Source organism: Glaciecola sp. SC05 (genome assembly GCF_041380235.1).
Lineage (GTDB): Bacteria > Pseudomonadota > Gammaproteobacteria > Enterobacterales > Alteromonadaceae > Glaciecola.
Genome location: NZ_JBGIYY010000001.1, coordinates 114,448 through 137,902 on the forward strand (window position 1 = coordinate 114,448; position 23,455 = coordinate 137,902).

17 protein-coding genes are annotated in these 23,455 nt (G+C 44.7%); 13 read left to right on the forward strand and 4 right to left on the reverse strand.

What is annotated here, in order from left to right:
- The first annotated feature begins 43 nt into the window (after nt 1-43).
- The 9 genes from bamA (at nt 44) to tilS (ending at nt 12,151) form a co-directional block, all read left to right on the forward strand.
- Nucleotides 44-2,515, forward strand: a complete 2,472-nt coding sequence (gene bamA / locus AB9H30_RS00500) for an outer membrane protein assembly factor BamA (protein ID WP_371192606.1) — start codon at nt 44-46, stop codon at nt 2,513-2,515.
- A 66-nt stretch (nt 2,516-2,581) separates the two neighbouring features.
- Nucleotides 2,582-3,097, forward strand: a complete 516-nt coding sequence (locus AB9H30_RS00505) for an OmpH family outer membrane protein (RefSeq protein WP_371192608.1) — start codon at nt 2,582-2,584, stop codon at nt 3,095-3,097.
- 122 nt (nt 3,098-3,219) lie between these two features.
- Complete coding sequence (gene fabZ, locus AB9H30_RS00510; protein ID WP_371192610.1) at nt 3,220-3,666, forward strand: 3-hydroxyacyl-ACP dehydratase FabZ; 447 nt, start codon at nt 3,220-3,222, stop codon at nt 3,664-3,666.
- Between the two features lies 1 nt (nt 3,667).
- A complete protein-coding gene (gene lpxA / locus AB9H30_RS00515; protein ID WP_371192611.1) occupies nt 3,668-4,438 on the forward strand; it encodes an acyl-ACP--UDP-N-acetylglucosamine O-acyltransferase in 771 nt (256 codons plus the stop codon).
- Nucleotides 4,439-4,453: 15 nt separating this feature from the next.
- Nucleotides 4,454-5,608: a lipid-A-disaccharide synthase gene (lpxB, locus tag AB9H30_RS00520; protein WP_371192613.1), complete on the forward strand. Its 1,155-nt coding sequence runs from the start codon at nt 4,454-4,456 to the stop codon at nt 5,606-5,608.
- Complete coding sequence (gene rnhB / locus AB9H30_RS00525) at nt 5,608-6,204, forward strand: ribonuclease HII (RefSeq protein WP_371192615.1); 597 nt, start codon at nt 5,608-5,610, stop codon at nt 6,202-6,204. Before lpxB ends, rnhB begins: the two co-directional genes overlap by 1 nt.
- A gap of 43 nt (nt 6,205-6,247) precedes the next feature.
- The gene (dnaE, locus tag AB9H30_RS00530) at nt 6,248-9,712 is read left to right on the forward strand and encodes a DNA polymerase III subunit alpha (RefSeq protein WP_371192616.1); all 3,465 of its coding nucleotides are present in this window, start codon (nt 6,248-6,250) and stop codon (nt 9,710-9,712) included.
- Between the two features lie 30 nt (nt 9,713-9,742).
- A complete protein-coding gene (gene accA, locus AB9H30_RS00535; RefSeq protein ID WP_371192617.1) occupies nt 9,743-10,699 on the forward strand; it encodes an acetyl-CoA carboxylase carboxyl transferase subunit alpha in 957 nt (318 codons plus the stop codon).
- A gap of 108 nt (nt 10,700-10,807) precedes the next feature.
- Nucleotides 10,808-12,151, forward strand: coding sequence for a tRNA lysidine(34) synthetase TilS (gene tilS / locus AB9H30_RS00540; RefSeq protein ID WP_371192618.1), 1,344 nt, complete (start codon nt 10,808-10,810; stop codon nt 12,149-12,151).
- A gap of 70 nt (nt 12,152-12,221) precedes the next feature.
- Here tilS and AB9H30_RS00545 read toward each other — a convergent pair whose 3' ends face one another.
- On the reverse strand, nt 12,222-13,124 hold the full coding sequence (locus tag AB9H30_RS00545) for a GGDEF domain-containing protein (RefSeq protein ID WP_371192619.1): 903 nt from the start codon (nt 13,122-13,124) through the stop codon (nt 12,222-12,224).
- A 181-nt stretch (nt 13,125-13,305) separates the two neighbouring features.
- Between AB9H30_RS00545 and AB9H30_RS00550 the strand changes: the two genes are divergently transcribed.
- Nucleotides 13,306-15,276, forward strand: a complete 1,971-nt coding sequence (locus tag AB9H30_RS00550; protein WP_371192621.1) for a cation:proton antiporter — start codon at nt 13,306-13,308, stop codon at nt 15,274-15,276.
- A 46-nt stretch (nt 15,277-15,322) separates the two neighbouring features.
- Here the strand turns inward: AB9H30_RS00550 and AB9H30_RS00555 are convergent, their stop codons facing one another.
- The gene (locus tag AB9H30_RS00555; RefSeq protein WP_371192622.1) at nt 15,323-15,559 is read right to left on the reverse strand and encodes a hypothetical protein; all 237 of its coding nucleotides are present in this window, start codon (nt 15,557-15,559) and stop codon (nt 15,323-15,325) included.
- Between the two features lie 293 nt (nt 15,560-15,852).
- Here AB9H30_RS00555 and tadA point away from each other — a divergent pair, with 293 nt between their 5' ends.
- Nucleotides 15,853-16,335, forward strand: a complete 483-nt coding sequence (tadA, locus tag AB9H30_RS00560) for a tRNA adenosine(34) deaminase TadA (RefSeq protein WP_371192624.1) — start codon at nt 15,853-15,855, stop codon at nt 16,333-16,335.
- On the opposite strand, the gene AB9H30_RS00565 is transcribed toward tadA, so the two are convergent.
- Complete coding sequence (locus AB9H30_RS00565; RefSeq protein ID WP_371192625.1) at nt 16,332-16,466, reverse strand: hypothetical protein; 135 nt, start codon at nt 16,464-16,466, stop codon at nt 16,332-16,334. The two genes, tadA and AB9H30_RS00565, sit on opposite strands and share 4 nt — an antisense overlap.
- A gap of 338 nt (nt 16,467-16,804) precedes the next feature.
- Nucleotides 16,805-18,271, reverse strand: a complete 1,467-nt coding sequence (mltF, locus tag AB9H30_RS00570) for a membrane-bound lytic murein transglycosylase MltF (protein WP_371192626.1) — start codon at nt 18,269-18,271, stop codon at nt 16,805-16,807.
- Nucleotides 18,272-18,414: 143 nt separating this feature from the next.
- On the opposite strand from mltF, the gene purL reads away from it, so the two are divergent.
- Together purL and AB9H30_RS00580 are read left to right on the forward strand one after the other, a co-directional pair.
- A complete protein-coding gene (gene purL, locus AB9H30_RS00575) occupies nt 18,415-22,317 on the forward strand; it encodes a phosphoribosylformylglycinamidine synthase (protein WP_371192627.1) in 3,903 nt (1,300 codons plus the stop codon).
- Nucleotides 22,318-22,509: 192 nt separating this feature from the next.
- Nucleotides 22,510-23,307 carry a TMEM175 family protein gene (locus tag AB9H30_RS00580; RefSeq protein ID WP_371192628.1) on the forward strand — a complete coding sequence of 266 codons (798 nt, stop codon included), beginning with the start codon at nt 22,510-22,512 and terminating at the stop codon, nt 23,305-23,307.
- Nucleotides 23,308-23,455 lie beyond the last annotated feature (148 nt).

Here is a 23,455-nt window from a genome sequence, read left to right on the forward strand (position 1 = left end):
CATAATAATGTCTGGCAACTGTTTCTTGGAATATAGATAGTTAATGAAGTGTACTAAACTCGTTTTTGCAGCCATTTTGCTGTTCTCTTCATCGTCATTTGCGCAAACTGCATATGACTTCGTAGTTGAAGACATCCGTGTAGAAGGATTACAAAGAGTTGCCCTAGGCGCAGCTCTGACCTATCTCCCGGTGCAGCGAGGCGATGCCATGAATCGCTTCAGGGTTACTCAACTGATTCGGTCTTTATACTCGTCTACTCACTTTGAAAAAGTCAATATCTACCGCGATGGCGATATTTTGGTCGTGCAGGTTTCAGAGCGCCCAACCATCAGCAACATCGTGTTTGAAGGTAACGACGATATCAAAGATGAGCAGTTGCAAGAAAGCCTCGACAATTCAAATATACGGATTGGTGAGCCGCTTGACAGAACGGTCATCACATCTATCGAAAACGGCTTGAAAGATTTCTTTTATTCTATTGGTAAATACAATGCCGATGTAACCGCAATTATTACGCCATTGCCTCGTAACAGAGTTGATTTAAAACTCTTATTTGAAGAAGGCGATGCGGCGAAAATCCAACAAATCAATATCGTCGGTAACGAGTTATTCCCTGATGACGAGCTTTTCAAACAAATGGAGCTCAAGTTTAATGCAGCGTGGTGGGATTTCCTTTCAGAAACTCGTTATCAGCAGCAAACGCTTTCTGGCGATATGGAAAATATCACGAGTTACTATAAAGACCGCGGTTATTTGAAGTTTTCTATCGACTCTACTCAGGTTTCTATGACCCCTGAGAAAGACGGTATTTACGTGACCATGAATGTATCAGAGGGCGAGCAATACAATATCTCTGAAGTCGAGCTGGTTGGTGATTTACTTGGCTTTGAAGAGTTTTTGGCGCAAGTTATACCTCTAGAATCAGGTGATTTGTACAACCAAGCAGAGGTGACATTCACCGAAGATTTCATCTCTAAATATCTAGGCCGTTTTGGCTATGCTTATCCAACCGTTACCACTATTCCAGAAATCAACGAAGACGATAAAACCGTAAAGCTGACGCTTTCAGTAGATCCCGGTAAAAGAATTTACGTGCGCCGCGTTAATTTTGTGGGTAACACCATTACATCCGATGCAGTGCTTCGTCAAAACGTCAATCAAATGGAAGGAACCTGGTTGTCAGAGCCACTACTTGACAGCTCAAAGGCCCAACTTTCGCGCTTAACTTATATGGAAAATGTTGAATACGAAACGATTCGGGTGCCGGGCATAGACGACAAAGTCGATGTTGACTTTACGGTTAAAGAGCAGGCCTCTGGTTCATTCAATGCAGGCATCGGCTATGGCGATGCAACAAAGTTGAGTTTGCAAGCGGGCATTCAACAAGACAACTTTTTAGGCACGGGTAAACGAGTAGGTTTAAATGTATCGACTGTATCGTATCAAAAACAAGCGCAGCTTACTTATTTAGACCCGTTTTTCACCATCGACGGTATCAGCTTAGGCGGCAGTGTCGCCTACAGTGAATTTGACGGGGGTGACTTTGGTGTTATTCAGTACAACAGCAAGCGCTGGTCAGTAGGCGCGAATATCGGTTATCCAATCAACGAAGTGAACCGCATCAGCTTTGGCTTAACATATTCAAGCGTCGAGTTAAGTGATGACAATACAAACTTTGTGCAAACCAGCCGTTTTTACGACCAGTTTGCGGACCGTGTAGACCCAGACGCACCGATCAACTATGACAGTTTCTTAGGCTCCGTAACCTGGAGTCGCAGCACTTTAAATCGGGGTTTATTTCCAACTGCAGGTTCGTCTCAACGGGCGTCTTTTAGTGCCACGACACCTAACTCTGAAGTGAACTACTTTAAAATTGTTGGTGACGGTAAATGGTACTTCCCGTTAACTCGCAGTCAGCGCTGGTCAGTGCTCGCAAGATTAAGATTTGGTTATGGTAATGGCTACGGTGAGACCGACGGCATTGAACAAATTTTGCCATTTAACGAAAACTTTACGGCCGGTGGTGCAGATACCTTAAGAGGCTTTGAGAACAATACGGTTGGGCCGCGCGGAGTAGTCAGATTCCCTAGTACATTAACCAACTCACCTACTGGCGTGCCGATATTAAGAGATCCGAGTCAAGACACCATTGGCTTATCGCAAAGAAGTTTGGGCGGTAATGCAATGTTAATTGGTGGTTTAGAGCTCATTGTACCCACGCCATTTTTGGAAGAGGATTTTGATAACTCAGTACGCACCAGTGTGTTCTATGACGTAGGTAACGTATGGGACACGGAGTTTAATTTTGCAGAGTTCGAAAATTTAACGGTGCAGCAAAACAGCGATCCTTTGGCTGACTACAGCGATTGGAAGCTGTATCGGAGTTCTGCGGGTGTTTCGGTGCAGTGGATATCACCTATGGGACCAATGGTATTTAGTTTTTCTCGTGCGTTGAAGGAAAGGGATGGGGATGATGCAAGATTCTTTACTTTCAACATTGGATCAACATTCTAGACAGGGTATAATCCGCCCCATCAAAATTTACGTGTAATATGTATAACAAACCCAAAGGAGTTTACATTGAAAAGTTTAAATAAAGCGCTGTCAATTGCAGCCATATTAGGTTTGTCTATTGTTTCTACAATGGCAAGCGCAGCACAAAAAGTCGGTGTAATTGATGTTCAGCTAGTCTTGCAATCTTTACCACAGGTTGCGGTTATTGAGCAAAAAATTAATGCAGAATTTCAAGACCAAATTCAAGAAGTCACCGCAATGCGCGAAGAAGGTAACTTCTTAGTTGAAAAATTGCAGCGCGAAGCGGCCACTATGAGTGAAGAGCAAAAACTGCAGCTTCAGCAGCAGATCACTACCCTTGGTCAGCAAATGCAGCAAAAAGGTCAGCCTTTGCAGCAAAACATGCAAAATCGCACCGCTGAAGAGCGTAACAAGCTTTTAGGGCTGATTAAGCAAGCCATTGATGGCATAGCAGCCGCAGAAGATTATGATATGGTACTTAACGCCCAGTCGGTCCCTTTTGCAAAAGAAGAGTTCGATATTTCTCAGCAGGTATTAGACCGCGTTTCTAAAGCAAACTAATTTCTACCCATAAATCAGACCAGCATCCGTTGGTCTGATTTGTTTTTTCCTCTCAACACCGTATCTTATAGTGCGACCTTGTCCAAAAAAGGACATCTAGCCAAATACATTAGGAGACTGGCTTGGCAAATTCGCTCAATACCATCGAAATAAATGAAATAATGTCGCTGCTGCCGCACCGATATCCTTTTTTATTAATTGACCGCGTCACCGATCATGTTTTAAATAAATCGATTTCAGCGTACAAGAATATCACTATAAACGAACCTTGTTTTACCGGTCATTTTCCGCAGCAACCTATATTTCCGGGCGTTTTAATACTTGAAGCAATGGCTCAGGCCGCTGGAATCTTGGGTTTCAAAACCATGGGTAACAACGACCAGTTGTACTTATATGCGGGCATCGACAAAGCGCGTTTCAAGTATCCGGTTGTGCCTGGCGACCGCCTCGATATTGAAATACAGTTGATTAAAGAACGTCGCGGCATTTGGAAGTTTTCAGGTGTTGCAAAGGTCGGCAACAAAGACGTGTGCGTTGCTGATTTTATGTGCGCTATGAGAGACCTTTAGTATGATCCATTCATCGTCGGTAATATCGCAAAGTGCCAGTATCGGTGAAAATGTTGAAATTGGCCCATTTTGTTGGGTGGGAGATAACGTTGAAATTGGCGATGGCAGCATATTAAAGAGCCATGTGGTGATCAAAGGCCACACAAAAATCGGCAAAAGAAATACGTTTTTTCAGTTTTGCTCCATTGGCGAAGACTGTCAGGATAAAAAATACGCGGGTGAACTTACCTATCTTGAAATTGGCGACGACAATGTGTTCAGAGAATCTTGCACCATTCATCGCGGTACGACTCAAGATAAAAGCATTACCAAAATTGGCCATCGCAATTTAATGATGGTGAACACGCATTTGGCCCACGATTGTCAAGTCGGTAACGACAACATCTTTGCCAACAATGCAACGGTTGCCGGTCATGTTCATGTGGGAGACTTTGTAATTTTAGGCGGTATGACAGCCGTGCATCAATTTTGTCATATCGGCTCACATGCTTTTACCGGTGGCGGCGCAGTACTTTTAAGAGATTTACCACCATATGTGATGTTTAGCGGTATGAAAAATATTCCACAAGGGATTAATTCAGAAGGCCTTAAGCGCCGTGGCTTCAGCCCCGACATGATTACTAATATAAAACGTGCATATAAAGTGCTGTATCGCAATGGGAATACCTTTGATGAAGCCCTTAGTATTATCAATGAAATGGCCGCTAATGCTGATGAAATTAAAGTCATGTCTGAATTTTTGCAGCAAGCCAATCGTGGCATCGCTCGATAAGTTCCTTGCACATTAATGCCTAATTCTCGGGTACTTAAAATTGGCATTGTCGCTGGCGAAGCCTCAGGTGACGTACTTGGTGCCGGTTTAATAAAATCACTCAAGCAGCTATATCCAAATTGTGAAGTCGTCGGTGTGGGCGGTGATCATCTCATTGCTCAAGGCACGCAATCTCTTGTAGATATCAACGAACTGTCAGTAATGGGCTTAGTTGAGGTGGTAAAGCACCTTCCTCGTTTACTCTCCATCAGAAAACAAATTGTAAATTACTTCATTGAAAATCCTCCTGATGTATATATTGGCGTAGATGCCCCCGATTTTAACTTGCCGGTTGCAAAAAAGTTGAAAGCTCACGGCATTAAGACAATTCATTACGTTAGCCCGACAATATGGGCTTGGCGAGAGTCTAGAATTCATAAAATTGCCGCGGCAACCAATTTAGTGCTGGGGATTTTTCCATTTGAGCAGGCGATTTATGATAAATACCAAGTGCCTTATCAATATGTTGGTCACACTTTAGCCGACACCATCGCCCTAGAAGTCGATAGAGAGCAGCCGCGCTTAGAATTGGGCATGGCTAGGGACGAACACGTACTGGCCATTTTGCCCGGCTCTCGTGCTAAAGAGATAGCGTCGATGCTGCCGGTGTTTTTGCAAGCAGCCAGTTTGTATGCGCAACATCAAGACAACAAACTGCATGTGTTGATCCCGGCTGCCAATAAAGCACGGCTCGTTCAAATTGAGGCTTTATTAGCTGAGCTAAAGCCAGATTTCAGGCTCACCGTTACTCAACGCCCGGCAAGAGACGTCATGATTGCATCTGATGTAGTATTGCTGACGTCCGGTACTGCTTCTCTCGAAGCCATGTTATGCAAGCGGCCAATGGTGGTTGCGTACAAAATGTCTGGGTTAACCTATTTGATCATGCAGCGTTTATATAAACCCGATTATTTTGCTCTACCCAATATTTTGGCAGGCCAAGCATTGGTGCCGGAGCTGTTACAAGAGCAAGTCAATCCAGCTAATTTGTGTCAAAACCTGCTTGAGCAACTTCAGCGCAATCAAGATTTGTTGCTATATGCTTACCGCGAGCAGCATCTGCGATTAAAGCAAGGCGCAGACGAACAGGCAGCTAAGGCGGTGTTAGCCTTAATTGAGAGCCACTCATAGTGAGCAGGTTAATTGCTGGCGTGGACGAGGTTGGACGAGGACCGTTGATAGGTGACGTGGTCACCGCCGCGGTTATTTTAGATCCTAAAAAGCCGATTGAAGGCTTACGAGATTCTAAAAAACTCAGTGCCAAAAAGCGCGAGTATCTCAATCTTCAAATTCAAGAGCATGCTATCGCGTGGGCTATCGGTCGCTGTAGCCCGACAGAAATTGACGAATTGAATATTTTACAAGCCACCATGCTAGCCATGACTCGCGCAGTCGCAGGCCTAAACGTAAAGCCACATAAGGTGTTAGTCGACGGCAATCGTTGCCCCAATTGGGAATATGAAAGTGAAGCGATTGTAAAAGGCGATGACTTATTTCAAGAAATTGCAGCAGCATCGATTATTGCCAAAGTCGCGCGTGATAATGATATGGTAATGCTGCATCAACAATATCCAGAGTATGGCTTTGAGCGCCACAAGGGCTACCCGACCGCAGCGCATTTAGCTGCATTGAATGAATATGGCCCTTTAGAGAGCCATCGCAAGAGTTTTAAACCCGTGCAAAACGCAATACAAAAGCAGCATTCAGGAGCTATTAGCAAAACATGACATATATTAATCTCAGTCTGAATCAGCAAGTAGAGACAAGTCTATGAGTGCTAAGTTTGTGCATTTGAACGTGCACAGTGATTACTCAATGATAGACGGCCTAAATAAGGTTAACCCTATTCTTGACGCGACTGTGGAGCTCGGGATCCCCGCTATTGCCATTACCGACCAAATGAATTTGTGTGGTTTAGTTAAGTTTTATTCTTCTGCGTACGCTAAGGGAGTTAAACCGGTCATAGGCTGCGAAGTGAATATTCTCAGCACGTTTATCGAAGATGAGATTGTGCAGGTTACGCTCTTAGCGATGAATATGGCCGGCTATAAAAATATCACCAACATTATTTCAAAAGCCTACTTGCAAGGTCATATTCAGCACAAAGTCGTCATTCAACAAGAATGGCTAGCCCAATTCAATGAAGGTGTAATATTGCTAAGTGGCGGTTTGCATGGCGACTTGGGCCAAGCCCTAGCTCAACAAAAAATGCCGCTGGCGCATAATATCGCGCAGTTTTATCAAACACATTTTGCTGATCGCTTTTACATCGAGCTTACTCGCGTTGGTCATCCCAATGAAAATACCCATATAGCCAATGCCATAGAGCTAGCATCTGAGCTGTCGATTCCGGTCGTTGCTACAAATAAAGTACGCTTTTTGCAAGAGCAAGATTTTGAAGCGCATGAAGTTCGAGTATGTATTAGCGATGGCTATACTTTGGATGATAACCGTCGTCCTAAACGCTATTCCGCAGAGCAATTTATGCGCTCTGAAGCGCAAATGTGTGAGCTGTTTGAAGACATTCCAGAGGCGTTGGAGAATTCTGTTGAAATTGCAAAACGTTGCAATGTTGAACTCACCCTAGGCGAGTATTTTTTACCGCAATTTCCTACGGGTGATATGACCACCGAAGACTTCTTGATTAAAGTTTCTGAAGAAGGTCTCGAACGACGCTTGTTAAAACTTTTTCCAGATGAAGGTGTTCGTGCTGAAAATCGGCCTGCTTACGATGAGCGTTTAGCCATTGAGCTAGAAGTAATCAACAAAATGGGCTTCCCTGGTTACTTTTTAATAGTGATGGAGTTTATTCAGTGGAGTAAGGATAACAATATTCCCGTCGGTCCGGGGCGTGGCTCTGGTGCTGGCTCGTTAGTCGCTTATGCGTTAGATATTACCGATTTAGACCCCTTAGAGTTCGATTTACTGTTTGAGCGCTTTCTTAATCCTGAAAGGGTATCCATGCCTGATTTTGACATCGACTTTTGCATGGACCGACGCGACGAAGTGATTGATCATGTGGCGCAAATGTATGGTCGCGATGCGGTATCTCAAATCATTACATTTGGCACGATGGCGGCTAAAGCGGTTATTCGAGATGTGGGGCGTGTGCTCGGCCACCCTTACGGTTTTGTCGACAGAATTTCGAAGCTGATCCCCGGTGACCCTGGCATGACCCTTAAAAAAGCGTTTGACGTGGAGCCAAGACTGCATCAAGCCTATGACGGCGATGAGGAGGTAAAAGAACTCATCGACATGGCACGGATTTTAGAGGGTGTTACTCGCAACGCGGGTAAACACGCTGGTGGTGTGGTCATTTCGCCCACCACCATTACCGACTTCTCTCCACTGTATTGCGACGATGTGGGTGCGAACCCGGTTACGCAGTTTGACAAGAATGATGTAGAAACCGCAGGTTTAGTCAAATTTGATTTTTTGGGCTTGCGCACGCTGACGATTATTCAGTGGGCCATCGATATGATCAAAGAAGTGCGCGGTGAGCACATCGATATTACGCAAATCCCGCTAATCGACCCGCCGTCTTTTCAGTCATTGCAACGCGCAGAAACTACCGCTGTATTCCAGCTTGAATCACGCGGTATGAAGGACTTAATTAAGCGCCTTAGACCAGACAGCTTTGAAGACATTATCGCACTGGTTGCCTTGTTTAGACCCGGACCATTGCAATCAGGCATGGTAGATAACTTTATTGACCGTAAGCACGGTAGAGAAGCAATTTCGTACCCTGATAAAGACTACCAGCATGAATGCCTACAAGAAATCTTAGAGCCCACTTACGGCATTATTTTGTACCAAGAGCAGGTTATGCAAATTGCCCAAGTGATGAGCGGTTATTCGCTTGGCGGCGCTGATTTACTGCGTCGTGCGATGGGTAAAAAGAAACAAGAAGAGATGGACAAGCAGCGCGCCAGTTTTGAACAAGGCGCAGCGGATAATGGTATTGACCCCGATCTAGCTATTAAAATATTCGATCTAGTAGAAAAATTTGCCGGTTATGGTTTTAACAAATCTCACTCGGCTGCTTATGCCCTAGTGTCTTACCAGACACTTTGGTTAAAAGTACATTATCCGGCTGAGTTTATGGCAGCGGTACTTTCTGCTGATATGGATAACACCGACAAAATTGTGACTTTGGTGGATGAGTGTAATCGTATGGGTTTGACGATATTGCCCCCTGACGTAAACGCCGGTCAGTACAAATTTACTGTAAATAGTGACGGTCATATTGTGTACGGTATAGGCGCAATTAAAGGTGTGGGTGAAGGTCCGGTCGAGTCAATTATTCAGGCGCGAGAAGAACATGGTTCATTTAGCGACTTATTTGATTTTTGCGAAAAAATCGATATCAAAAAAATCAACAAGCGCGTCCTTGAGAAATTGGTACTGTCAGGTGCATTAGACAATTTGGGACCTCATAGAGCATCTCTTATGGCGACTATAAAGGACGCTCTAGATACGGCTGTGCAAACCGCTAAGGCAGCAGCTGCAGGGCAGGGTGATTTGTTTGGCATGGACACCCAAGAGCCTGAAGACGTTGAGCATGCTTTTAAACAGGTGCCAAAATGGTCTGAAAAAATCTGGCTAGACGGTGAAAAAGAAACCCTAGGTTTATATTTGACTGGTCATCCGATAAACCAATATGTGGACGAAATAAAGCAATATACCGATGCTCGCTTGGTCGATTTGAAACCCACAGGCAAAGAAAACTATATCAGTACGCTTGGCTTGGTGCTGGGCGTGCGGGTAATGACGAATAAAAAAGGTCGGCGCTGGGCACTTGTTACCTTAGATGATAAGTCGGCACGGATTGATATTAGACTCTACCCTGAAGTTTATGAACGCTACGAAGAAGTGCTGGCGTCTGATAATTTATTGTGGATAAAAGGACAGGTCAGCTTTGATGAATACAGCGGCGGCAATACAATGAACGCTGTGGAAGTACTGACATTAATGCAGGCGCGAACCAAATATGTGCGCCAGCTTCGCTTGAATCTTCAAGCTTCGCAGTGCACGGTGTCGTCAGTGGCAAAGATTCAGGATATACTACAACCATATCGAGGCGGCAGTTGCCCTTTGCATATTCAAATTGAACATGCAGATGCAAGTGCAGTATTGGCAACATCGGCAACCTGGTTTGTTACGCCGCAGGACGAACTGTTAAGCAGTTTAAGCCACACATTAGGTGCTGATAACGTCAGCCTTCTTTTTCAATAACTTTGATAAAAAGAATAATTAGGATAAATAATGGGGTCACACTTTCTGGATTTTGAACAGCCAATCGCGGAGCTAGAAGCGAAAATTGAAGAGCTTAGGCTCGTCAATCAAGGCGGTGAATTTGACGTCGGCATTGAAGAAGAAATAGCGCGCCTACGCGTAAAAAGCGGTGAGCTTACCCGTAAAATATTTTCTGGCTTAGGCGCATGGCAAATATCTCAGGTGGCGCGCCACCCTATGCGTCCATACACGCAAGACTACATCAATAATATGTTAAGCGAGTTTGACGAGCTTGCCGGTGATAGAGCATTTGCAGACGATAAAGCGATTATTGGCGGCCTAGCAAGGCTCGACGACATTCCCGTGATGGTAATTGGACATCAAAAAGGTCGAGACACCCACGAAAAAATAAAACGTAATTTTGGTATGCCAAAGCCCGAAGGTTATCGCAAGGCGCTCAGGCTCATGCGCATGGCCGAACGCTTTAACCTGCCTATTTTGACATTTATCGATACTCCAGGGGCTTATCCTGGTGTGGGCGCGGAGGAGCGCGGACAAAGTGAAGCCATTGCAATGAACTTAAAAGTAATGGCTGAGTTAACCGTACCCATAATCTGCACAGTTATAGGCGAAGGTGGCTCCGGAGGAGCACTCGCAATAGGTGTTGGAGACCGTGTGAACATGCTGAAGTATTCGACGTATTCGGTGATTTCCCCTGAGGGCTGTGCCTCCATTTTATGGAAGAGCGCGGATAAAGCGCCGATTGCTGCTGAAGCGATGGGCGTGACGGCCCCTCAAATAAAAGCGCTTGGTCTAATTAACACGATTGTTGATGAACCCCTAGGTGGTGCACATCGCGACCACAAGGCGATGGCAGCTAATTTAAAAGCGACGCTTAAACAGCAGCTCGCACAGCTATCTGCGTTGTCGACTGAGACCTTGCTTCAGGAGCGATACGAGCGCCTTATGTCTTTCGGCTACTGCTAATTAAGTCATCCTTTGTGTATGCGCATATCTAGGCTCGCTATCCATTCCCTAGTTATGCGTTTTGCTTAACGGACGATGTAAATGCCATCTAAAAATGTCTAATCGTATATGAGCAAGCCTTCTTTAGAAACCACGCTACAAAAAGAACTTAAGCAAGCCTTACTGGCCACAAACGCCCTAACGGTAGCCTTTAGTGGTGGCTTGGATTCAACGGTTCTGCTTCACTTATGTCAGCGTTTGAAAGTGCAAGATAGCGCGTTAATCGTCAATGCAGTGCATGTAAATCATGGCATTAGTGCAAATGCGTTGAGCTGGGAGAGGCACTGCCAAGACATGTGTGATATGTGGCACATTCCAATCATTATTAAACGCATTAGCCTTCCTACTAAGCGTCGAACAAGTCTTGAACAGCAAGCAAGAGTGGCCCGTTATGCGGCAATTGAACAAGCGGTCAACCCAACTCATTTAACCTTGTTAGCGCAGCATCAAGATGATCAGGCTGAAACCTATCTTTTGCAGCTAGCAAGAGGCGCTGGCAGCGAGGGCTTAAGCGCCATGCCAACACAGTTTACATCAAACAGTGGGCATGTTTTTTTGCGACCGCTACTTAAGGTTGGCCGTTCGCAATTGTATGAATATGCAAAACGCTGGCAGTTAGTTTGGATTGAAGATGAATCCAACCAAGACGAACGTTTTTATAGAAATTTTGTTCGTCGTAAAATCATGCCTGCTTTACATGAAAAATGGCCAGCAATTGCCAGCACCATTAGCCGTTCTGCTGAGCATCAAGCCCAAAGCGTGGCGGTAGTCGACGAATATATGACGTTCTTGAGTCATGATATTGTTGATAAAGATGGTCAGCTTTTGATTGCGCCCTGGCTTAATTTATCGCAAGAGAGTCAAAAGGCGATGCTGCGGTTTTGGTTAAAAACGCGGGTAAATGATATGCCGAGCACTGCTGTGCTTGCGCAAATTAGCGACCTGCACCGCGCAAAGGACGACGCCCAGCCTCAGGTAAAATGGGGTGATAACATAGTCAGCCGATATGCGGGTAAGCTTTACGTTCGCACAAAATCCCTTTGCAAGCCGCACCCTGCATTTGAAATAAGCCTAAATAACGAAGTATATTCTGATGATGTTCTGCCTTATACGATCCAGCGCTGCCAGCAACACGCTCCCGTCAGCACGCATGGATGTTTTGAACTTCAAAGCGCTTTTTTGCGTGTCGAGTTTGGCGGCTTTGCGAGGGTCTGTAAATTAACCGCGAAACGTCCTTCTAAAAGCATAAAGAAATGGCTTCAAGAATGGCAGATACCGCCTTGGGAGCGAGCCAACATACCAATATTGTTAGCGGGTGAACAAGTCTTAGCCGTTGGCAAATACATTGCGCTTAGTGATGCAAATACGCAGACAGGTCCAAGCAGCTTTAGAGTCTGTGTGGTGCTTAAATAATCCAAACTCGGGATGAAAAAATGCCCGCTTAAAGCGGGCAAAGACTAAACAGACTCACGGGAGAGGGCTGTTATGCTGCTATAAAATGATTTTTGCCGGCTTCTTTCGCTTGGTATAGTGCGGTATCCGCCCGTTGAAAAATACTTTCGCATGTATCTTGTGCTAAAAATGAAGTTGCGCCAACACTGCTTGAAACGCCATGCTGCAAAAGCAAAGGGTGTTTATTGATTGCTTTGGTAATACGATCTGCGACCATCTTGTTGGCTTTAGCATTGCTATCTATTAAGAGGCAGCAGAATTCATCGCCACCAAAGCGAAATGCATGATCTGAATCTCGCAGGCATTGATTTAATATGTCTGCAAAAGCAATTAAGACCTGATCACCCTCAGGATGACCAAAGCGATCATTCACCGCTTTAAAGTTGTCTAGATCGAAGACCAACAAACCAAAACCATCTTCATTGCGCTTGCTAATGCTAATAAGCTTGCTGACGTTTTCAGTAAAACTGTTGCGATTTCCTAATCCTGTCAGCATATCTTTAGTGGCAAGTTGACTGATCCGATAGTATTCCAGTGCATGTTTTAAGCTCATTGCGAAAATACTGTGTACTTCCGATAACAGTTTGCGCTGAACGGGCGTAAGTACTTTAGAAAAGGAATATGAGAGTTGCGCATGCTGCGCGGTGCCAAAGGGCTGACCATAATAAATCGAAATTTTCATGGTACGTGACCGCAACTTTGTTTGGCCGGTTTTTAGCACTTGATCGGCAAAGGTCAATTTTAAAGATGCACACGGAAGCTTATCTGAAATGATAATGTAGTAGTCGTTAATTAATTCCTCCAAATCAATTGAAGAAAGCATTGCACGCATAATATTTGCCGATTCAGTCATCGTAAGTACCGTGACCTCTGACTCGTCGCTTGCGTACATAGACGTTTCTGTTGTTTCTTGATTCATAGAACTAATATCCATGTTTGACTCCATTATTGCTTATACCGTCATAAATCTGACATTGCGTGGTATTGTGCAGTGATATCTATTACTCTTTAGATGCTTAGGCGCATAATATAGCTAGCGCAACGGCTCAAAGCGTATCTGTACCTACCTTTTAAGCAAAGAGCGTGCCTATTTTTATCTTATATTAGGAGAAACTGTGGATCAGATGTTTGTCAGCATTATTATGTTAATGCTAATGGCCGCCTTTTTAGTGTGGTTATTTAAGCGTGCAAACATGCCCCCAATTTTGGCATACCTGTGTGCTGGAGTTTTTGCTGGTCCACAAATATTAAACCTATTTGAGGATAGCCACCAGATGACACTAGCCGGCGAAGTCGGCATTGTATTTTTATTATTCACGCTTGGTCTTGAATTCTCCTTGGCAAAGCTGATAGCCATGCGGCGTTTGGTTTTTGGCGTAGGTGCTGGCCAGATGCTGTTTACGACGCTTGTTTTTGCCGCGCTGGCAATGGCCATGGGGCAAAGTTTTACCACTGCTGTTGTGATTGGTGGAATGTTGGCATTGTCTTCCACGGCCATCGTGATTAAAACAATAGACGAACAGGGGCGCTTGAACACTAAGCGCTCTCAAATTGCGGTGAGTATTTTGCTGTTTCAAGATATCGCATTTGTGCCGCTATTAATTGCTATACCTTTACTTGCTAGTGCTAACGACGAAAGTATCATGAGCGCTCTTTTATTTGCGCTGTTCAAAGGCGTCATTGTTGTAGTACTGCTGCTGTCGGTAGGTAAATGGTTGCTGCCCCGTGTATTCAATGAAATTGCTAAAACCCGCACCGATGAATTATTTGTGCTTTGCACTCTGGTTATTGCGCTATTAGCTGCGGGCGCAACCTTTGCCTTTGGTCTCTCTATGGCGCTTGGCGCATTCTTAGCTGGGATGATGCTTAGCGAGTCTCAATATAGACATCAGTTAGAAGCTGACATCAGACCATTCAGAGATATATTAATGGGTCTGTTTTTTATCACCGTTGGCATGCAGCTTGATATCGGTGTGATGACCTCACAGATCCATTGGATTTTAGTGGGCTTGGTGGTGTTGCTAGTGATCAAAGTGATTATGGTTAGGTTGGCAGCCATAATATATCGCTCGGATGCACAAGATGCATGGGCGGCCGGTTTAAAAGTATCGCAGATGGGTGAGTTTACCTTTGTATTGGCAGCTCTGGCCTTTGAAAACCGTTTAATAGATGAATATATGTCATCAATGATAATTTGCGTGGGCGTGCTCAGTATGGCGGTAACACCATGGCTAATTAATAAGAGTGGAGATATTGCGAGCTATTTGGCAAAAACACCCAAAGTGCCGGTAAGCGGAGACAACGTTCATATATCAGCTCAAAACGCAGCAGCAGATGTTTTGATCATCGGCTTTGGAAGAGTAGGGCAGTCAATTGCCAAAATGATGAGACTGGAGAAGCTTGGCTTTTTGGTGCTCGACATAGACCCCATCCGTGTTCAGGAGAGCCGCACCGCAGGTGAGCATATCTATTATGGTGATGCGGAGCAAAAATCGATTTTACTGAGCGCTCAGCTCAAGCAGGTCAAACTGGTGATCATTACTTTTGATAATCATGGTAAGTCGCTGCGAGTGATTCAGACCATCAAAGCAATCGATCCTAATATTTCAATTATCGTGCGCACCCGCAAAGACTATAAGATGGAAGATTTGTACGAGGCAGGCGCAATGCAGGTAGTGCCGGAACTGCAAGAAGGCAGTCTGATGTTGATATCGCAAGTATTGCATTACGCAGGAGTACCCATGTCGCGCATTTTGAAGCGAGTTCGAAATGAGCGTAAAAAAGGCTATGTGCATATGCATGGTTTCTTTCCAGGCGAAACCACCGAAATTAGCTATGAAACGCAAGATAAACTCGAGTTTATGCATGCGGTAGTAATTACCGAAGATGCGTATGCGGTCAACAAGACGATTGATGAATTAGATATTACTCGGCGCAAGGTAACGGTAATTGCCGTTAGAAGGAATAACCAAGAATTTTCTGAGCCCGAAGGCAGCATGATGATTCATGCCAATGATGTTATCGTAATATCCGCCAAGCCACGGCGGGTTGAACGCATTGAAAAATTCTTACTTGATGGCGGCTAGCCTTTAGCTGCTAGCTACCATGTCTATAAAGCAATTGAAATTTGAGCTAGTCTTTTAAATCTGAAAATGCTTTGTTTAGATGATATTTTTCATCAGTAACAATTTTCTCTAAAACTTCAATTCGTTCTTGCATGGCGATTAGCTTTTGCTCTACGTTACTCTCGTAATCAGATATTTTTGCTTGTGTCAATTTGCTAACCTGATCGCCTTTCTTAAAGGTTTTGACGAGGGTGACAATCATGCTGCAAATAATAGCGATAATAATAATGGCGGTTAAATTCATGTGTAGTCCTTAAGTGCTCTTTATTCTGGTTATTAAAGCAAACATTCCGCTTTTGCTCTATAGGCTATAAGTCATTTAATAGTTGAGTGACCCTAATGAATGGCTAATGCAAGCGGGTTGCCAAAACTTAAGTTATTGAATTACATAATTAAATTTTTATCAATTAAATATTAACCCATGTAACAGTGGTCAAATTGACTAAGTTTTAGGGCCTAATTTATATTATTCGCCAGGCTCGCTTGTGAATTTAACATGTTAATATACCTCCAAATTATGTAGTGCCAGACATTTCAATGCAAGACTATGACATTCAGATGATGAGAATGGCCCTTGAACAGGCCGAAATTGCCGCGCAAGAGGGTGAGGTTCCGGTAGGCGCAATTTTGACACTCGAAAACAAAGTGATTGGTATTGGTCGCAATCAAAATATACTGCTGAATGACCCTTCCGCTCACGCCGAAATGATGGCGATTCGAGAAGGTGCGCAAGCACTGTCTAATTATCGTCTGCCAGAAACGACCCTATATGTGACGCTAGAGCCTTGTTCGATGTGTGCTGGCTTGATGGTCCATTCTCGCATTCACAGGTTAGTGTTTGGCGCGGCTGACCCTAAAACAGGCGCATGCGGCAGTATTAGCAATATTGTTAGCGACAAGCGACTAAATCACAATATCGAAGTGACTAAGGGTGTCTTGCAAGATGAGTGTTCACAAATGCTGTCGGAGTTTTTTAAGATAAGAAGGGCGCAGAAAAAAGCCGTAAAGAAGGGAGTTTAGCAGGCCTCTCTGAAATCTTGTTCCATCTCAAACATCATAAATTGTTTGCGTCTGAGCGATACACGCTGATGAATCTTTTTTAGCAACATGCGACGCTTAGTGTTGTTTTTTATGTTTCGTTGTTTTTTCATAATATCCTTTGTGATTATTTTCGTGCGGGCAATAGAATACTGCTTCGCATCTTTTATATTTATCCAGTGTTCAGGTTATTTACTTTTCATCTACCTGAAAAGTTTTTGTTAGCTTTCAAAATAGCGCTTAACCGTTTCTTTTACTTCATAAAATTTAAGCGGGCGATGTTATAGCATAGCCTAAGCAATTAATGCACCACATTTATTACACATATATGGTAGTTATATGACAGTTGATCCATCAAAAGTTCAAAATCAAGGGTGAAATGCGAACGTAAAGCGGGGATTTTTTAATACAATTCAACACCCTATAAAGCGGTACTGGAATGTGTTGAACGCTATTCTATGACGATTAAAGGGTCTTCATCGGAGCCTATTTCATCCAGTATTTCCTCCTCAGGAAGTATCGGCAAAGTGTCTTGCTCTTCTAACCATACTAAACTGTCGTAATACCGGCGAATATTGTCCACATAATTGACGGCCTCATCTCCCCGAGCAAAACCAAAGCGCGTGTTTTGGTAATAGCGCTTTTGTCTGAGCAGTGGCAAATGTTTTTTGACGTCAATCCATAAATCAGGATTGTATCCTTGAGCTTCAGTGATCCGTCTAGCATCTTCTAAATGACCTAAACCAACGTTGTAGGCGGCCATTGCGATCCAAATCCGATCAGGGTATTGAATACGTTCGGGTATACGCCTTAGCAAACTAGCAAAGTAACGAGCGCCGCCGCTGATGCTTTGTTCGGCATCGACACGATCGGTAACTCCCATGTCTGAGGCTGTGCCGCGGGTGAGCATCATCATACCGCGCACGCCGGTTGGCGATTTTGCGTCAGGATCCCAATGACTTTCTTGATATGCCATTGCGGCAATCAGGCGCCAATCTAAGTCACCTGCATGGGCTTGAAACATGTCTTTAAACTCAGGTAGTTTGGTGTCAACCGAGCGCATAAATGCTCGTGTATCGACGAAATCAAACGTTCGTACATGCCCAAAATATTTATCTTCCAAAACAGCCAATTGCCCACTGCGCTGCATACTACCAAAATATTCAAGCAGCGCAGCTCGCAGCGAATCGTCGGTTTGTTTATTTAGCAACCATGCAATTTGCAAGGTGTCTGTTATAGAAAAACCTATTCCCAAATTTGGAAATCTTCGGCGCGCGACGGCTAAAATATTAGAATCGGATATGGTGTAGTCCAATTGGTCGGTAGACACCATTTCGAGAAGTTCTTCAATATCTTTATCTGAGGTTTCATTCCAATTGATTTCGGTGGTTTGACTTATCGCATCGACCAAAGGCTCTCGATATAAATCGTTGGCGATAATCGTAAGGTTTCCTTCTATTTGATCGATGTTTCGCGGCCGGTTGCGACCCTTACGATAAACCAATTCAAAATTCAGACTTTGATAGGCAGGCCCAAATTTGTACTTTTTTTTACGTTGCTCGGTCATTGTAATATTGGCTGCAACTAAATCGATGCGATTACCATCAAGCTGTCCGATGACTTCGCTAAAATCATAGTATGGATAGACCTCTAGTTTTACTCCTAAGTAATCTGCGAAGCCCTTTGCTAATTCGTATTCAAACCCTTCGGCAGATGTCGCCCCGTAGTAATAAGTGGTGCGGCCATAAATCGACCCCACTTTTAATACGCCATCATCGAGTATTCGCCCTAGAGTAGAGTCTTTTGTGTACGGCGTGCAGCTAACAATTACGCACATAATAAGCACCGCGAGCAAGGCGCGGTAAATAAACTTTAGGTGCTTAGGCACGGTGTAGCTGATAGCTTTATTTTCTCTCATATTTGGCATTGTGTACAAATCCGCCAATTTAATCCAGCATATGATTTTAAAAATACTAATAAGCTGACTTAATGACTTATCAAACAGCCTGTATTCCACTATAATTTGCGCACTTTTTGACATCCGATTTTTGGACCTGTTCTATGCTCACTTTGTTTGGCTCGTCAGCGCTTTCTACCTTTAACCAACAAAAACTGTTAAAGCAATTTAAGACAAGCGGCCTAGCCGTAACGAATATCACCGCAAGATATGTGCATTTTGTTGATTGTGCGCAGGAACTAGATGCAAGTGCCTTTGAAATACTCTCGAAGCTGCTGACTTACGGCCCGGCCGATATGCACGATGATGACAAAATTGCCGACCTGATTGTGGTGCCGCGTCCAGGCACGATTTCACCATGGTCAAGCAAGGCAACTAACATCGCTCAAAATTGTAAGCTGACACAGGTTCGACGTATAGAGCGAGGTGTAGCGTATCATATCGAAATGGATGGAGCGCTTACTGATGAAGCTTTGAGTCTTATTTCCCCGCTTGTTCATGACCGTATGACGCAAACTATGCTCGCGTCTGTTGATGACGCAAGCGCGTTATTTGCTCACACCGAGGCAAAACCATTTAACCAAGTCGATGTATTGCAGCAGGGCAAAGCGGCTTTAGAGGCTGCCAATAATACATTAGGCCTGGCCCTTGCCGATGACGAAATTGATTACTTAGTAGAAAGCTTCATAAAGCTCGGGCGCAATCCTAATGACATAGAACTGTATATGTTTGCTCAAGCGAATTCTGAGCATTGTCGCCACAAGATATTTAACGCTGATTGGACCATCGACGGCGAAGTTCAGCCAAAATCATTGTTTAAAATGATTAAAAACACTTTTGAAGTCACGCCTGAATTTGTCTCATCTGCATACAAAGATAATGCGGCGGTGATGGACGGATGGGAAGCCGGACGTTTTTATCCTGATCCTGACAGTCATCGCTACAACTACTTTCATCAGCCTATCGACATACTTATGAAAGTCGAAACGCATAATCATCCAACGGCAATTTCACCCTTTCCAGGGGCCGCCACAGGCTCTGGCGGTGAAATTCGCGATGAAGGCGCAACTGGCAGAGGCTCAAAACCAAAAGCCGGCTTGGTTGGATTTACCGTATCTAATCTTAATCTACCGGATATGCCGCAGCCTTGGGAGCAAGCTTACGGGAAACCAGAGCGCATAGTCGATGCCTTAAATATTATGACGCATGGGCCGCTGGGCGGCGCAGCGTTTAATAACGAGTTTGGGCGGCCAAATATCCTTGGTTATTTCCGTACTTTCGAACAACGCGTCAATAGCTTTAATGGCGAAGAAGTGCGTGGCTATCACAAACCCATTATGCTGGCGGGTGGCTTAGGCAACATCAAACGCGACCACATCGAAAAAGGCGAAATCACGGTAGGTGCAAAACTCATTGCCCTAGGCGGCCCAGCCATGAATATTGGCTTGGGAGGCGGTGCGGCATCATCGGTTGCCTCTGGTCAAAGCAGTGCTGACTTAGACTTTGCTTCTGTACAGCGAGAAAACCCTGAAATGGAGCGTCGCTGCCAAGAGGTCATTGACCGCTGTTGGCAATTAGGTGACAACAATCCGATCCAGTTTATCCACGATGTAGGCGCCGGTGGTCTATCTAACGCCTTTCCTGAATTAGTTAATGACGGCGGTCGAGGCGGTATCTTTGAAATTAGAGATATTCACTGCGACGAACCCGGTCTTTCTCCTCTAGAAATTTGGTGCAATGAATCTCAAGAGCGCTACGTAATGTCAGTCGCACCTGAAAATATGGCGGTGTTCAGCGAAATCTGCGCCCGCGAGCGGGCACCTTTTGCAGTGGTGGGCGAGGCAACTCGAGAGCAACACTTAACGCTAAGCGATCGCCTGTTTGGCAACAAACCTATCGATATGCCGCTGGATGTGTTGCTAGGTAAGCCACCTAAGATGCATCGCGATGTAAAAAGTACGAGTGCCAAAGGTGATGACTTTGACGCACAATCCGTTAATACGTCTGAGGCGGCTGAACGTTTGTTGCAATTGCCGACGATTGCTGAAAAAACGTTTTTAATTACCATCGGCGACCGCAGTGTGACGGGGATGGTAGCCCGCGATCAGATGGTCGGCCCTTGGCAGGTGCCGGTGGCTGATGTGGCGGTAACGACCTCAGCCTTTGATTCCTATCAGGGTGAAGCCATGGCCATGGGTGAACGCACGCCGGTTGCACTGATTAATTACGGCGCATCCGCAAGGTTAGCGGTAGGCGAAACCCTTACGAATATTGCCGCAGCTAATATTGGTGATATTAAACGTATTAAATTGTCTGCCAATTGGATGGCAGCGGCGGGTCACCCGGGTGAAGATGCCGGCCTCTATGAAGCAGTCAAGGCCATTGGCGAAGAGCTTTGTCCTGCGCTAGGCATTGCTATTCCCGTAGGCAAAGACTCAATGTCGATGAAAACTGCCTGGCAAGATAGCAGCAGTGGCAGTGCAGAACATAAATCGGTGACCTCTCCTTTGTCATTAGTGATCACCGGTTTTGCTGCGGTGAAAGACGTACGCAAGACCTTAACGCCAGAATTAAACACGCAAAGCCAAGGTAAGCTTTATCTACTGGATGTCTCCAGAGGTAAACAACGCATGGGCGGCTCTTGCTTGGCTCAGGTATATAACGCCATTGGTAATCAAGCACCTGATGTAGATAGTGCAGAGGATTTACTCGGGTTTTTCAACGCGGTGCAAAAAATGTCTCAGCAGGGCTTGTTGGATGCTTACCACGATCGCTCTGATGGCGGTCTTTTTACTACCTTGGTTGAAATGGCCTTTGCCGGTAAAACAGGCATTAGCGCAGATATTTCTGCACTGGGTCAACACAACAATGCGGCACTGTTCAACGAGGAGCTAGGGGCGGTCTTGCAAATCAGCGACGCTCATATTGAAGCGGCTAAAAGTATCCTGTATGAATACAATTTATTGGCGTGTTTGACTCAAGTGGCCACGTTAAACAATAGCGACACTATAGAATTCACTTGTAATGGTAAGACCATTTTAAAGCAGTCGCGTGTTCATTACAGAATCTTATGGGCATCGACTACTCGCGCGATGCAAACATTGCGTGACAATCCGGAATGTGCAGAGCAAGAGCATCAAGCGAAACAAGATGCGAGGGATCCTGGCCTGCATGCAAAACTAAGTTTTGACATCAACGAAGATGTGGCGGCCCCCTTTATTATTAAAGGTGTAAAACCAAAGTTGGCGGTGCTAAGAGAGCAGGGCGTTAACTCCCATGTGGAAATGGCAGCCGCGTTTCATCGAGCGGGTTTTGAAGCAGTTGATGTGCACATGAGTGATTTAGTAAGCGGTGCTAAGTCTCTAGCAGAGTTTAACGGCTTGGTTGCCTGTGGAGGGTTTAGCTACGGCGACGTATTAGGCGCAGGCGAGGGATGGGCAAAAACTATTCTGTATCGTGAAGCCCTTAGAGCCCAGTTCGCTGAGTTTTTTGAGCGTAAGTCGACCTTTTCGTTAGGTGTGTGCAATGGCTGTCAAATGCTTTCAAACGTTAAATCATTGATACCGGGCGCGCAAAACTGGCCGCATTTTGTCAACAATGCCTCTGAGCGTTTTGAGGCCCGTGTAGCGATGGTTGAAGTCGTGGAATCACCCTCTATTTTCTTTGCTGATATGCAGGGCTCAAGGATGCCAATTGCGGTATCTCATGGTGAGGGGCGTGCCGAGTTTACAAAAGATTCACAGCTATCCAGTTTACAAAAAAACCAGCAAGTCGCACTTCGCTTTGTCGATAATTACGGTAAGGTCACTGAGCGTTATCCTGCTAATCCCAATGGCTCTGCTATGGGCATCACAGGACTAAGCTCCGAAGACGGCCGTGCGATGATCATGATGCCTCACCCAGAGCGTGTATTTAGAGCCGTTACTAACTCATGGCGGCCAACAGAATGGCAAGAAGACAGCCCATGGATGCGTATGTTTAGGAATGCGCGCAAGTATTTAGGCTAATTCGCAGTCCAGTAGTCTATGTGCTAGATTTAACTTATACTCAAAGAGAAGCGATTTCGACAATACGGTTTTTTATGACTGTCTATGAGGTGATTGTTAAACACCAAATTGCGAGCTAAAGTACAGATAAAAAGGTCACTCTAATACCGTAGATGCGTCGCTTAGCTATGTAAATGAAATGAAATGAAATGAGTGAGTATTGATAAAGCGCATAAAGGAGCGATTAAGCACGCCATGCATAAAGAAATAGTATCAGACATGCATTGGACCGATGCAGACCTTGCCGCGCTTGCGGTAGAAGACGGCTTTCGTATGCGAGGGCTTGAAACTACTCGTTTAGACACACTTATTGACGCTGCCTTTGCTTTTGTGCTGTCTATTTTGGTGATATCTCAAAGCGGTATACCAGAGACCTACGAGCAGCTTATTACGGGAATTAAAAGCATTCCTGCATTGGCAATGAGCTTTTGGGTGTTGATGCTTTTTTGGTTGGCTCACCGAGAATGGAGTCGCCGCTTTGGCATTGAAAGCCGACAAAGCATTTATATCAGCGTAAGTTTGGTGTTTGCACTGCTAATTTATGTTTATCCTCTTCGATTGTTATTTGAGTCCATGTTTCATGGTTTGAGCAATGGTTTTTTTCCACAAAGCTTTGCGATTCAAACTGAGGCACAACTACGCGGTTTTTTCGTCTTTTATTCATGTGGATATTTAGTGATGGCGGCGCTTTTAGCGGCTTTGCAAAATTCAGCGCTAAGAAGATGCGATAGTTTAGGGCTAAGTAAATATGAATACTGGGATACCAAAGCGGCACTTTTTTACTGGCTGCTCTCAGGAGCCGTTGCCATTGTTGCTTTAGTGTTGGCCATCACCATACCCATCAGCTACATTGGTTTAGCCGGTTATATCTATTTTAGCATTTTCATTTTGTTAATGGTGCGCGTGAAACTCTCAAAAAATGCCCGCAAAACGATGCTTTTGCCAAAATGACACTGCTCGCGAATAGTCTGTATTTGTTTGGTGTTTTTAGCTTCAAATGCGCTGCTTTTAATGACGCTTTGTCAACAAAATCAAGCGCTATTGTATAGAGCAAAGAGATGGCTCGTTCTGCCTTTCGTCATTTTATCTTAACGATACT

What these genes read in the sequence shown, in the direction of transcription:
- AB9H30_RS00555 (WP_371192622.1), bottom strand. Translation starts at nt 15,559, where the DNA reads ATGAATTTAACCGCCATTATTATTATCGCTATTATTTGCAGCATGATT.
- bamA (WP_371192606.1), top strand. Translation starts at nt 44, where the DNA reads ATGAAGTGTACTAAACTCGTTTTTGCAGCCATTTTGCTGTTCTCTTCA.
- tilS (WP_371192618.1), top strand. Translation starts at nt 10,808, where the DNA reads ATGAGCAAGCCTTCTTTAGAAACCACGCTACAAAAAGAACTTAAGCAA.
- mltF (WP_371192626.1), bottom strand. Translation starts at nt 18,271, where the DNA reads ATGAGAGAAAATAAAGCTATCAGCTACACCGTGCCTAAGCACCTAAAG.
- dnaE (WP_371192616.1), top strand. Translation starts at nt 6,248, where the DNA reads ATGAGTGCTAAGTTTGTGCATTTGAACGTGCACAGTGATTACTCAATG.
- AB9H30_RS00545 (WP_371192619.1), bottom strand. Translation starts at nt 13,124, where the DNA reads ATGGATATTAGTTCTATGAATCAAGAAACAACAGAAACGTCTATGTAC.
- purL (WP_371192627.1), top strand. Translation starts at nt 18,415, where the DNA reads ATGCTCACTTTGTTTGGCTCGTCAGCGCTTTCTACCTTTAACCAACAA.
- tadA (WP_371192624.1), top strand. Translation starts at nt 15,853, where the DNA reads ATGCAAGACTATGACATTCAGATGATGAGAATGGCCCTTGAACAGGCC.
- lpxA (WP_371192611.1), top strand. Translation starts at nt 3,668, where the DNA reads ATGATCCATTCATCGTCGGTAATATCGCAAAGTGCCAGTATCGGTGAA.
- lpxB (WP_371192613.1), top strand. Translation starts at nt 4,454, where the DNA reads ATGCCTAATTCTCGGGTACTTAAAATTGGCATTGTCGCTGGCGAAGCC.
- AB9H30_RS00565 (WP_371192625.1), bottom strand. Translation starts at nt 16,466, where the DNA reads ATGAAAAAACAACGAAACATAAAAAACAACACTAAGCGTCGCATGTTG.
- accA (WP_371192617.1), top strand. Translation starts at nt 9,743, where the DNA reads ATGGGGTCACACTTTCTGGATTTTGAACAGCCAATCGCGGAGCTAGAA.